Source organism: Lutibacter sp., assembly GCF_041562875.1.
Classification (GTDB): domain Bacteria; phylum Bacteroidota; class Bacteroidia; order Flavobacteriales; family Flavobacteriaceae; genus Lutibacter.
The window spans coordinates 48,811-60,873 of the sequence record NZ_JBFFOE010000001.1 but is presented as its reverse complement, the minus strand read 5'-3'; the positions used below and the strand labels follow the sequence as shown (position 1 = coordinate 60,873).

Here is a 12,063-nt window from a genome sequence, read left to right as displayed (position 1 = left end):
AAATGTATATGTACTTTTGTACCGAAAATATTTAAAATGGAAAAATTAAAACAACGCTGGGGATTAACATCCAATTTTCAAGTGCTATTAATTTTAATAGTATTTTCTGTAAATGGCTCCTTCGCTACTTTAATTGTAAGACCTTTAACTGAAACTATTGGTTTAGATTACAACACTACAAATCCTTGGTTATTCTGGCCAGTTAGAATTCTTTTAATTTTCTTCATTTACCAACTTACATTACCTTTAGTTGGTTTCATTTTTGGACAATTTAAATTCTTCTGGAATTTTTTCACTAAAAAAATGTTGATGAGAATGGGTTTTAAAAAGTTTTTTGTAAAAAATTAAACATTCTTACCTTTTTTAATTACATATTTATAAATCCATGTTAAGGTAAAGGTTGGTAAAAAATCGGTTCCAAAAATACCGGCTTCTTCAACAAAACTAACTAGACTTCCTACTTTACCTTCAATACCTTGATACATTTTATAAATTAAAAAGGCAGATAATGGTGCCCAAATAACATCAGAAAATTCACCAAATAAAGGAACTACAAAAGAAAGCATTCCAATTCCATCAAAAAGAATACTGAGTATTAATAATTTGTATTTTTTATTCATATACTAATATATACCATCTTATCTCCTTAACAATTTAAATGCCAAGTCTATTGCTTCTTTAATTTAGTCTTGTATTTTTTTATAAACTTTTCTAATTTTGGATTTATCACAGCCATACAATATCCTTGTGTTTTATTATTGTTATAATAATTTTGATGATATTCTTCAGCTTCATAAAAAGCATCAAATTTAGTTACTTCTGTAACAATTAGGCTTTCAAAAACTTTAGCTTCATTTAAATTCTTAATAAACTCTTCCGCAACATTTTTTTGTTCTTCTGAATGATAAAAAATAGCAGATCTATACTGAGTTCCCTTATCATAACCTTGTTTATTTAAAGTTGTTGGGTCATGAGTACTAAAAAAAACATCTAAAATTTCTTGAAATGTTATTATCGAAGGATTAAATTCTATTTGAATTACTTCTGCATGACCTGTTCTTCCTGTAGTTACTTCTCTATAAGCTGGATTTTTAATTGTTCCACCTGAATATCCAGATTTTAAACTTTCAACTCCTTCTAAGCGTTGAAAAATTGCCTCTGTACACCAAAAACATCCATTTGCTAAGGTTGCTATTTCTAATTTATTTGACATTTTAGATTTTTTTGTAATTAAAGATTGTCCATAAAAATTAATAATTCCAAAAATTAAAACTATAATTACTACTGCTTTTTGTCTCATTATATTTAATCTTTTTGAAATAAGTCGATTCTTCTAGCTCAAAATTACATGTCGTTAAAAAATATTTTAATTTCTATTTATGTTTCAATTAAATATGTTCAATAGTATGAACAACACTTTCTAACATTTCTTCTGTAAAATCTAAATGCGTTACCATACGTAATTTACCTTGTCCCATTGAAATAAGTCCTATTCCAGCATCATTTAAACGACTTATAAAATCTTGTTCATTAATAGAATCTATAACGTTAAAAATAACAATATTAGTTTCAATTGGTTCAACATTTTTAATAAGTTCACAATTTTGAAGCGAAGTGCCCAATATTTTTGCTCTTGTATGATCTATTGCCAATCTTTCAACATGATTGTCTAAAGCATAAATACCTGCCGCTGCTAAATAACCAGCTTGTCGCATACCACCACCAAACAATTTTCTAATCCGTAAAGCTTTTTCCATGTGATCTTTAGTGCCTAATAAAACAGAACCAACTGGAGCACCTAAACCTTTAGACAAACAAATTGAGATGGTATCAAATACTTTTCCATATTGTTCAGGTGTTTCATTTTTAGCAACTATCGCATTAAATAAACGTGCACCATCTAAATGGAATGCTAAATTATTTTCAGTACTCACTTTTTTTACTTTTAATATTTCTTCAAAACTCCAACAAGCTCCACCCCCCTTATTTGTAGTGTTTTCAAGTGCAACTAATCTAGAATATGGTGTGTGTATATCTGATCTACTTCCTGAAACAACTTCTTGCAATTGTTTAGCTGTGAACATTCCTCTATCTCCATCAATTAAAAAAGAAGTAACTCCTGCATTAAAAGCAGGTCCTCCGCCTTCAAAATTATATACATGAGCCCATTTATCACAAAACATTTTATCACCTGGTTGTGTATGTAATTTTATGGCAGCTTGATTTGCCATTGTTCCTGAAGGAAAAAACAATGCAGCTTCCATACCAAACATTTCAGCAAGTTTATCTTGTAATTTATTAACAGTTGGGTCTGTTTTAAAAACATCATCACCAACTTCAGCATTCATCATTGCTTGCAACATTCCTTTAGTTGGTTTTGTTACAGTATCGCTTATTAAATTTATTTGCATAGTTTAAAAATGAAAGGTTATTTTTGTATTACTTAATTAAAGAAATGATAGCTAACGAACATATAAATAAATTACAGGAACGCATTGGCAAGTTAAAAACTTACCTTGATATTGACAAGAAAATAATTGAAATTTCAAACGAAGAAGAAAAAACTGCAAATCCTAATTTTTGGAACAATCCGAAAGAAGCTGAAATGGTTATGAAAACACTTCAATCTAAAAAACAATGGATTGAAGATTACAATAAAATAAAAACAAATTTTGAAGAAGTTTCAATCCTGCTTGATTTTTATGCTGATGGTGAAGCTTCTGAAGAAGAAATTGAAAAATTATACGATACAACACTTTCTTTAATTGAAAAAATAGAGTTTAAAAATATGCTTTCTGATGAAGGTGATAATTTAAGTGCTGTACTTCAAATTACTGCAGGTGCTGGTGGTACAGAAAGCTGTGATTGGGCTCAAATGCTAATGAGAATGTATTTAATGTGGAGCGAAAACCAAGGCTATAAAGTAAAAGAACTCAATTTTCAAGCTGGTGATGTTGTTGGAATTAAAACAGTTACCATAGAAATTGAAGGTGAATATGCCTTTGGATATTTAAAAGGTGAAAATGGTGTTCATAGAATGGTTCGTATTTCTCCTTTTGACAGCAATGCAAAACGTCATACTACTTTTGCTTCGGTTTATGTCTATCCTTTAGTAGATGACACTATTGAAATTGAGATAAATCCTACCGAAATTACATGGGAAACTATGAGATCTAGTGGCGCTGGTGGGCAAAATGTAAACAAAGTTGAAACCGCAGTTCGTTTACGTCACAAACCTTCTGGAATTGTAATTGAGAATTCTGAAACACGCTCTCAGCTAGAAAATAAAACAAAAGCCTTGCAATTATTAAAATCACAATTGTATGAAATTGAATTGCAAAAACAACGTGAAAAGCGCAACGAAATTGAAGCAAATAAAATGAAAATTGAATTTGGCTCGCAAATTAGAAATTATGTTATGCATCCCTATAAATTAGTGAAAGATGTACGAACTGCTCATGAAACTGCGAATGTAGATGCTGTTATGAATGGTGAAATTGATGGATTTATAAAAGCTTATTTAATGGCTCAAGGACAAAATGAAACTTCAAATGAATTGTAATGGAATACAAAATAGACACCTTAATTTTTGACTTAGGAGGTGTACTTGTTGATTGGAAGCCTGAATATGTTTATAGAAAAGTTTTTAACGGAGACGAAAAAAAAGTACAATGGTTTTTAACTACTGTTTGCTCGCCAGAATGGAACATGGAACAAGATGCTGGTAGAACTATTGAAGAAGGTGAAAAAATTAAAATTGCTGAATTTCCAAAATATGAAAATTTGATTCGATTATTTTATAAAGAATGGCAGTATATGTTTTCAGGTCCTATTGTTGAAAATGTTGCACTATTTAAAAATTTAAAAGCTTCAAATAATTATAAAATATATGCTTTAACAAATTGGAGTGCTGAAAAATGGGATTTAGCCTTAAAATTATTTCCGTTTTTTAATGATTTTGATGGTGTAATAGTTTCTGGACAAGAAAAAACCCGAAAACCATTTCCTGAAATTTATACTATTATTTTAAATCGTTATCAAATTATTCCAGAAAATGCAATTTTTATTGATGATAATGAAGAAAATGTGAAAGCTGCAAAAAAATTAAAATTGAAAGGGATACATTATATGAATCCACAACAACTATTAAAATCATTACATAAGTACCATATAAAATAATAATTTTTGATAAATTACTAACAAACAGCAATTTATTTTTTATAAAATGTTGTTTATTAACAATAATTTGTATTTTTACACTTGAAAAAAGATTAAGTTTTTGTTAAGAAAACATAAATACAAAAAATTGTTACGAATTATTAATTAAAAGTTTTTATATGAGAAGACTGTTTTTATTACTGCTTATAATTTTCCCTTCACTTATAATTGGCCAAGAAAAAAATAACTCCCTTTATACAATATCTGGTAAAATATTAGACGCATCAACCAAACTACCACTTGAAGATGCCACTATAATATTTAAAAATATAGATTCAAATTACTTCAAATGTGGTGGAATTACCGACAAAAAAGGTAAATTTTCTATCGAAGTTGAAAAAGGCACTTACAATGCTTCTGTAGAGTTTTTATCCTTTAAAACAAAAAAGTTAAACATTTCTTCAATTACAAGAGATATATATATTGGAACTGTTGAATTAGAAATAGACACCGAATTTTTAGATGAAATAGAAATTATTGGAGAAAAAAGCACACTTGCTTTTAAACGCAGTAAAGTAATTTATACTGTTGGTAAAGATATTTCTTCTGACGCTGGTGTTGCAACTGATATTTTAAATAATATCCCATTAGTTTCAGTGGATCCCAATGGAAGTATAACTTTAAGGGGTTTTGATACTCCTACAGTATTAATTAATGGAAAAACATCTTCTCTTTCAAAAACGGATGCTTTAAAAACAATTCCTGCAAGTTCTATTGAAACAATAGAGGTTCTTACAAATCCTGGGGCAAAATATAAAGCTTCTTCAACAGGTATCATTAATATTATTTTAAAGAAAGGAAAAGACAATGGCTTAAACGGTTCTATTACAACTGCCGGTGGTTATAAAGATTATTATGGCGGTTTACTTACATTAAATCATAAATCAAAAAAAGTTAATTTCTTTACAAACGCTTCTTATTTTCATAGAAATCCAATAACAATTGCAAACTATGAAAATGAATATTTTGAAAATGGTAGTACTAGTGCTTTTTTAAATGAAAAAACTGAAAGCAACAATAAAGCGAATGTGTTTTATAGTACTATTGGTGCTGATTTTTACTTGTCAAAAAATGCCACCTTATCTACAAGTATTAACTACACAAGTGTAAATAATGAAGGACTTACATTAACTAATTCTGATATTTTTGATGCTTCAAAAGTACTAACAAACAGTAATATTAGAAAACACTTTAGAAATTTTAACGATGAAATTTTTGAATTTATTATTGATTACGAACAATTATTTAAAAAAGAAGGGCAAAAATTAACTGCCTATTTTAAGACGAATAATGATACCGAAATCTATGACAATACTATTACAAACTCCGATATATTAAATTTTACAAACGAAGATTATATTGAAGATAACAGCTTAAAAAATAATGAAGTTGCTATTGATTTTACAAGCCCTATTGGAGAAGCAAGTACTTATACATTTGGATATTCTGGTGAATTAGGAAAAGTTCCTTTCTCTTATGTTGGTACTTCAGGTGATAATTTTATTGATTATACTGAAGATGTACACGCAGCATTTATAGAATTTGAAAATGAAAGTGATAAATTTTATTACGGTATTGGTATAAGAGCTGAATTTTTAACTTCAAAAATCAATTACAAAACATTAAATACTAAATTAGATAAAACGTTTAACAATTTTGTACCATCAGTATATTTAGAATATAGTTTTAGTGATTCTAAAGCATTAAGTTTAGGTTATAACAGAGCTATTGAAAGACCCGGATATTATGAATTACAACCTTTTCAACAAAAATACAGTGAAACATCTTCTTATATAGGAAATCCAAATTTAAATCCTATGAATAAAGACGCAGCTACTTTAACGTACACTTATAATGGCAATAAATTAACAATAGCTTCTTCCCTATTTTTTAACAGATATAATAATTTTTGGCAACAAGTTACCTACGAAACCGGTGAACAAATAAACGGTATTAACAAAATTATAAGAACGCTTACTAATTTAGGAAAGGTAGATCATTATGGAATTAGCTTAACAACTATACTAAAAGCTTCAAACCGGTTAAACTTTACAGCTTCTGCCAATATTTATAACTTTGACCAATCTGGAACATTTAATATTACTAATGAAGCAAATCAAAACATTATTATAGATTATAATCATGCAAGTATTAATGGATCATTTAATTTATTAACACAACTTAAAATTTCAGAGGTGTTTAATTTACAAACAAATATTAAACACACTTTAATATCTGAAGGACCTGTTTCTACAAGAAAAGCATATACATATGCTAATGCTGTTATTACAAAAGATTTATTTAATAAAGAAGCTTCAATTAGTTTAACTGTTGATGATTTATTCTTGTCAAACATAACAGATAGAGATCGGTTTGATACTAATTATTTTTCAAAAAGCTTAATACAAAATAAATACCGCACAATTATTTTATCTTTTACTTACAGATTTAACCAAAGTAAAAAAGATAGAAAAATAGATTTTGAGAAAAAACAAATCAATCCAAATTACTAATTCTTACTTTTGCACAAAAATTATTTAAATGAAAATATACCACAATCCACGTTGTAGTAAAAGCCGTGAAGGTTTAGCGATTTTAGAAGCTTCAAACTTAAACTTTGAAACCATTAAATATTTAGAAACTCCTATTTCAAAAGAAGAGTTAACAGAAATTATAAAATTATTAGGAATAGACCCCTTAGATTTAGTTCGGAAAAATGAAGCTCTTTGGAAAGAAAATTATAAAGGTAAAAATCTATCAGATTCTGAAATAATATCAGCAATGGTTGAACATCCAAAATTAATAGAAAGACCTATTGTAATTAATAATGGAAAAGCAGTTATTGGGCGTCCTCCTGAAATTATTAAAACAATACTTTAAAATTTATGTTTTTATTAACAGATTAATTTGTTTTAAAAATTATTTTTATAATTAAAAACTAACGAAATTAAATTTATTAAAAGCTAATAATCAATAATCTAACTATTAATTTAAAAAATTCCTAAAAACTCCTTTTTGAATTTTAATCCAAATACACGTTAACATACGTTAACATTAAAATATAATTACCTATAGTATATTTGTATTGATTTAAACTTCAAAAAACTTATGAAAAATTTTTTTTTATTTCTATTCATTACATTCTTAACTTCTAATGCTTTTGCAACAAACTTAACACCAATTGATAAAGTTTCAATTTTTGGAAAAGTTATAGATAGTGACACAAAACAACCTTTAGAATACTCAACTATCGTTATTAAAAATCTTGAAGGAAAAATTATTACAGGCGGAATTACGGATAGCAATGGTTTATTTGATATTCCTGTAGCAAAAGGCACCTACAACATTTCTATTGAATTTATTTCTTTTAAAACAAAATATTTTTTAAATAAAGTAATTAATGGACCAACTGATTTAGGAACTATAACTTTAACAATTGATGCTGAATCTCTTAATGAAATAGAAATTATTGCTGAAAAAAGTACAGTTGAAATACGTTTAGATAAAAAAATATACAATGTTGGTAAAGATATGACTGTAAAAGGAGGCTCAGCATCTGACGTATTAGATAACGTACCTTCGGTTTCAGTAGATGTTGAAGGAAATGTAAGTTTACGAGGAAATGAAAATGTGAGAATATTAATTAATGGAAAACCTTCTGGTTTAGTTGGTTTAAGTGGCACTGATGCTTTAAGGCAATTACCTGCTGATGCCATTGAAAAAGTTGAGGTAATTACTAGCCCATCTGCTCGTTATGATGCAGAAGGAACTGCTGGAATATTAAACATTATACTACGTAAAGGTAAAGCTCAAGGATTTAATGGTTCAATTACAACTACTGCTGGAAACCCTGATAATTTTGGAGCTTCAACAAGCATAAATTATCGTACAACTAAAATGAATTTCTTTACAAATACGGGCTATAATTATAGAAATGCTCCAGGAAATTCAACAAATAATATTACCTATTTAGATGACTTTGGAGCTATTTCATCCTTTAAAAATGAAATCAGAAATTACGACAGAGAAAATAACAGTTTTAACACTCGGTTTGGAATAGAATATTATATAACTGATAAAAGTTCAATTATTGGTACTGTGTTATACAGAAAATCTGATGGAGAAGATACTTCAACAAATACAAGTGATGAATTTGATGTCAATAAAATTTTAACTTTAACGAATGAGCGAGTTGAAATTGAAAAGGAAAATGATGAAACCATTGAATATTCAGTAAATTTCACACAAGATTTCAAAAATGAAGGTCATAAATTAATGCTGGATTTTCAGTATGGCAAAAGTGTTGAAAATAGCAACGCAATAATTAATGACGCTAACTTATTTCCTATTTATTTAGAAAATGATCCTGAGCGTAATTCAACAGATGAAAAATCTAAGGATATTTTAGCGAAAGTAGATTATGTATTACCCATAGGCGAAAATTCTCAATTTGAACTTGGTTTTAAAGCTGATTTAAACAATATAACAACTGATTATTTAGTTGAAGAATTTGACCCAAGCACCAATGAATACTTTAATAATACCAATTTTTCAAATATTTTAGATTTTGAGCAAAATATTTATGCACTATACTCTCAATATGGAAGTAAAATAAATAAATTTTCATACTTAGTAGGTTTAAGAATGGAAACTACAGATAGAAAAATTAATTTATCTGAAACAAATGAAGACTTCAATAAAAAATTTACTGAATTATTCCCAACACTAAATTTAGGCCTAGAATTTAACGACTCTGAAAGTTTAACATTAGGTTACAGCAAAAGATTAAGACGTGCACACCAACATTATTTAAATCCATTTGAGTCTAGAATAAGTGAAACTTATATTAACAAGGGAAATATTAATCTAGACCCTACATACACAAATTCATTTGATTTAGGTTATTTAAAACGTTGGGATAAATTTACATTGAACTCTTCCATATATTACCAACATGCGGTAAACAATATTGAAAGAATTCAAACTGAAGAGATTAGAGATAGTGCTGGTGAAACAATAATATTTGATCCTCTAAACCCTGATACAGACCCTGAAATAAATAAAGACTTAATACTTGTAATTATTAGTAGTCCTATAAATTTAAGCTCACAAGATAGATTTGGGTTTGAGTTTACAGCAAATTACAATCCATTTAAGTGGTGGAAAATTTCCAATAGTTTTAACTTTTTTAATTCTAAAACAACTGGAGATTTTGATGGCGTAAGTTATGATTCTGAAGATACAAGTTGGTTTACAAGGTTAAATTCACAAATTACACTACCAGGTAAAATTGACTGGCAAACAAGAGCAATGTATATGGGTCCATCTGAAACTGCTCAATCTAAAAGAAAAGGAATGATTAGTGTAAACCTTGCTTTCAGTAAAGATATTTTAAAAGAAAAAGGAACACTCTCTTTAAATGTAAGTGATTTATTAAATTCAAGAAAAAGAGAATCAACAAACTATTCAACTTCTACTGTTTCTCAAAGTGAATTTCAATGGAGACAACGTCAAATATTATTAAATTTCACCTATAGATTTAATCAAAAGAAAAAACAAGAAAGACCTCAAAGATATGATGGTGGTGGTGAAGAAGAAATGTTTAAAGCATAAAACAAAAAAAAGGGACAATTTATAAATTGTCCCTTTTTTTGTATCTATAAAGATTATTATTTTTTACGTTCTGCCTTACCTTCTTTTCTATATTTCCATGATTCTCTAAAATATCCTATTAACCAATAAGGAATAATAAATGTAATTAAAAAAATCATCAACCAAAATCCCATTGTAAAAATGGTTAAAAATACTAAAAATCCAGAAAATTGTGATAAATCCATAACTTAATCGTGTTCTTTTATGTTTTTACAAAAATAGTATTTATTTTTAATTAACCATATTTCTTTTTATTTTTTTTATACGTGATATTTCTCATCTATTGATTTAAAAATTAATTCAGTACAGTTTTATCATAATCTCAAATTTTGAACTCAGAGAATTAAAAACTCTATGAAACTGGATGATTTTAGCGTTAAAAGCTTAAAGATGCATTTTACTCATTTTTAATCAACTTTTTTGGACAAAAAAAAGACACCAAAAGAACAAAGTTCCCTAGTGTCTTTAATTTAAAAAATCTTGTTTTTTATTAACTATTTAAATTCTGCGAAGAAATCATTCCCCTTATCATCTACCAATAAGAATGCAGGGAAATTTTCAATTCTAATCTTACGAACCGCTTCCATTCCTAATTCTGGAAAGTCAACTACTTCAACAGATTTAATGCTTTCCTTTGCTAAAATTGCAGCTGGTCCTCCAATAGAACCGAGGTAAAAACCACCATTTGCTTTACAAGCATCTGTTACTTGTTGTGAACGATTACCTTTTGCTACCATTACCATACTACCACCTACTTTTTGGAAAGCATCTACATAAGGATCCATACGACCTGCTGTTGTAGGTCCAAAACTACCAGAAGCCATTCCTTTAGGTGTTTTTGCTGGTCCTGCGTAGTATACAGGATGATCTTTAAAGTACTGAGGCATTTCTTCTCCATTAGCAAGCATTTCACTAATTCTTGCGTGAGCCATATCACGAGCAACAATTAATGTTCCTCTCAGGCTGAAACGTGTTTTTACAGGATATTTTGAAAGTTCCTCACGTATTTTTTCCATTGGTTGATCTAAATCTAACTCAATAGCATCCTTTAGGTGTGGTGCTTCTTTTGGTAAAAATTGTCCTGGATTTTTTTCTAATTCCTCAAGAAAAATACCATCTTTAGTAATTTTACCTTTTACATTACGATCGGCACTGCAACTAACACCCAATCCTACAGGACAAGACGCAGCATGACGTGGCAAACGAATAACACGTACATCGTGCACAAAATATTTACCACCAAATTGAGCTCCTACTCCACTATCTTGACAAATTTTTGTAATTTTTTCTTCCCATTCAAGGTCACGAAAAGCTTGTCCACCATCATTACCTTCTGTTGGTAAGTGATCTAAATAACCTGCCGATGCCTTCTTTACAGTTGCTAAGTTAGCTTCAGCAGAAGTACCACCAACAACAAATGCTAAATGGTAAGGAGGACATGCGGAAGTTCCTAAATCCATAATATGTTGCTTCACAAAGTTGGTTAAGTTTTCTTCTGTTAATAAAGACTTGGTCATTTGATACAAGTATGTTTTATTAGCTGAACCTCCGCCTTTTGTTATAAATAAAAATTCATATTTATTACCTGTTGCGCTATAAATATCAATTTGAGCAGGAAGGTTATTGCCCGAGTTTTTCTCTTCTAACATTGTTTGAGGAACAATTTGAGAAAAACGTAGATTATTCGTTTGGAAAGTATTAAACACTCCTTTTGAAATGTATTCTGCATCATCTACACCAGTGTATACATCTTCCCCTTTTTTACCTACACAAATTGCAGTCCCTGTATCTTGGCAAGTTGGCAATTCACCAGCGGCAGTTACCATTTGGTTTAACAACATTGTATACGCAACAAAACGGTCGTTATCTGTAGCTTCTGGATCTTTAAGAATCGTCTCTAATTTTTTTAAATGAGAAGCACGAAGGTAAAATGATACATCATGATAAGCTGATTGTGAAAGTAACTCAAGACCTTCTGGTGCTACTTTTAAAATTTTTCGACCATCAAATTCCACCACAGAAACGTGATCTTTGGTTAACAAACGATACTTGGTGGTGTCTTTTGTAATAGGAAACGGCTTTTGGTATTTAAATTCAGACATTTTATATAATTTTATAGTAATTCATTTTTAACTCTTACAAATATACCATGGAAGATGAAAATAGTTGGTAGAAAATAGGTTTATTTATACC

11 protein-coding genes are annotated in these 12,063 nt (G+C 28.8%); 6 read left to right on the top strand and 5 right to left on the bottom strand.

Annotation, left to right across the window (positions count from 1 at the left end):
- Window positions 1–36 precede the first annotated feature (36 nt).
- Window positions 37–348, top strand: a complete 312-nt coding sequence (locus tag ABY863_RS00275; protein ID WP_372792148.1) for a DUF6787 family protein — start codon at window positions 37–39, stop codon at window positions 346–348.
- On the opposite strand, the gene ABY863_RS00270 is transcribed toward ABY863_RS00275, so the two are convergent.
- The 3 genes from ABY863_RS00270 to ABY863_RS00260 all read right to left on the bottom strand — a co-directional run bounded on the left by ABY863_RS00270 (window position 345) and on the right by ABY863_RS00260 (window position 2,411).
- Window positions 345–620, bottom strand: a complete 276-nt coding sequence (locus ABY863_RS00270; RefSeq protein WP_372792146.1) for a hypothetical protein — start codon at window positions 618–620, stop codon at window positions 345–347. The genes ABY863_RS00275 and ABY863_RS00270 overlap by 4 nt on opposite strands.
- 47 nt (window positions 621–667) lie before the next feature.
- Window positions 668–1,213 carry a peptide-methionine (S)-S-oxide reductase MsrA gene (gene msrA / locus ABY863_RS00265; RefSeq protein ID WP_372792222.1) on the bottom strand — a complete coding sequence of 182 codons (546 nt, stop codon included), beginning with the start codon at window positions 1,211–1,213 and terminating at the stop codon, window positions 668–670.
- Window positions 1,214–1,388: 175 nt separating this feature from the next.
- A complete protein-coding gene (locus ABY863_RS00260) occupies window positions 1,389–2,411 on the bottom strand; it encodes a low specificity L-threonine aldolase (protein WP_372792144.1) in 1,023 nt (340 codons plus the stop codon).
- Between the two features lie 44 nt (window positions 2,412–2,455).
- Between ABY863_RS00260 and prfB the strand changes: the two genes are divergently transcribed.
- From prfB to ABY863_RS00235, 5 genes are all read left to right on the top strand, one after another.
- Window positions 2,456–3,562: a peptide chain release factor 2 gene (gene prfB, locus ABY863_RS00255; protein ID WP_372792142.1), complete on the top strand. Its 1,107-nt coding sequence runs from the start codon at window positions 2,456–2,458 to the stop codon at window positions 3,560–3,562.
- Window positions 3,562–4,179, top strand: a complete 618-nt coding sequence (locus ABY863_RS00250) for an HAD family hydrolase (RefSeq protein ID WP_372792140.1) — start codon at window positions 3,562–3,564, stop codon at window positions 4,177–4,179. The genes prfB and ABY863_RS00250 overlap by 1 nt, the downstream gene beginning before the upstream one ends.
- Before the next feature lie 158 nt (window positions 4,180–4,337).
- Complete coding sequence (locus ABY863_RS00245; RefSeq protein WP_372792138.1) at window positions 4,338–6,731, top strand: TonB-dependent receptor domain-containing protein; 2,394 nt, start codon at window positions 4,338–4,340, stop codon at window positions 6,729–6,731.
- A 28-nt stretch (window positions 6,732–6,759) separates the two neighbouring features.
- Window positions 6,760–7,098, top strand: a complete 339-nt coding sequence (arsC, locus tag ABY863_RS00240; RefSeq protein WP_372792136.1) for an arsenate reductase (glutaredoxin) — start codon at window positions 6,760–6,762, stop codon at window positions 7,096–7,098.
- Between the two features lie 228 nt (window positions 7,099–7,326).
- Window positions 7,327–9,831 carry an outer membrane beta-barrel protein gene (locus tag ABY863_RS00235; protein ID WP_372792134.1) on the top strand — a complete coding sequence of 835 codons (2,505 nt, stop codon included), beginning with the start codon at window positions 7,327–7,329 and terminating at the stop codon, window positions 9,829–9,831.
- A 56-nt stretch (window positions 9,832–9,887) separates the two neighbouring features.
- Here the strand turns inward: ABY863_RS00235 and ABY863_RS00230 are convergent, their stop codons facing one another.
- Together ABY863_RS00230 and ABY863_RS00225 are read right to left on the bottom strand one after the other, a co-directional pair.
- Entirely contained in the window at window positions 9,888–10,055 is a 168-nt protein-coding gene (locus ABY863_RS00230; RefSeq protein ID WP_372792132.1) for a hypothetical protein, read from the bottom strand.
- 309 nt (window positions 10,056–10,364) lie between these two features.
- The gene (locus ABY863_RS00225) at window positions 10,365–11,972 is read right to left on the bottom strand and encodes a fumarate hydratase (protein WP_372792130.1); all 1,608 of its coding nucleotides are present in this window, start codon (window positions 11,970–11,972) and stop codon (window positions 10,365–10,367) included.
- Window positions 11,973–12,063: the final 91 nt, after the last annotated feature.

Excerpts from the sequence above, each read along its gene's own strand:
- ABY863_RS00260 (WP_372792144.1), bottom strand. The coding sequence starts at position 2,411 with ATGCAAATAAATTTAATAAGCGATACTGTAACAAAACCAACTAAAGGA.
- ABY863_RS00275 (WP_372792148.1), top strand. The coding sequence starts at position 37 with ATGGAAAAATTAAAACAACGCTGGGGATTAACATCCAATTTTCAAGTG.
- arsC (WP_372792136.1), top strand. The coding sequence starts at position 6,760 with ATGAAAATATACCACAATCCACGTTGTAGTAAAAGCCGTGAAGGTTTA.
- ABY863_RS00270 (WP_372792146.1), bottom strand. The coding sequence starts at position 620 with ATGAATAAAAAATACAAATTATTAATACTCAGTATTCTTTTTGATGGA.
- msrA (WP_372792222.1), bottom strand. The coding sequence starts at position 1,213 with ATGTCAAATAAATTAGAAATAGCAACCTTAGCAAATGGATGTTTTTGG.
- ABY863_RS00235 (WP_372792134.1), top strand. The coding sequence starts at position 7,327 with ATGAAAAATTTTTTTTTATTTCTATTCATTACATTCTTAACTTCTAAT.
- ABY863_RS00225 (WP_372792130.1), bottom strand. The coding sequence starts at position 11,972 with ATGTCTGAATTTAAATACCAAAAGCCGTTTCCTATTACAAAAGACACC.
- ABY863_RS00250 (WP_372792140.1), top strand. The coding sequence starts at position 3,562 with ATGGAATACAAAATAGACACCTTAATTTTTGACTTAGGAGGTGTACTT.
- ABY863_RS00245 (WP_372792138.1), top strand. The coding sequence starts at position 4,338 with ATGAGAAGACTGTTTTTATTACTGCTTATAATTTTCCCTTCACTTATA.
- prfB (WP_372792142.1), top strand. The coding sequence starts at position 2,456 with ATGATAGCTAACGAACATATAAATAAATTACAGGAACGCATTGGCAAG.
- ABY863_RS00230 (WP_372792132.1), bottom strand. The coding sequence starts at position 10,055 with ATGGATTTATCACAATTTTCTGGATTTTTAGTATTTTTAACCATTTTT.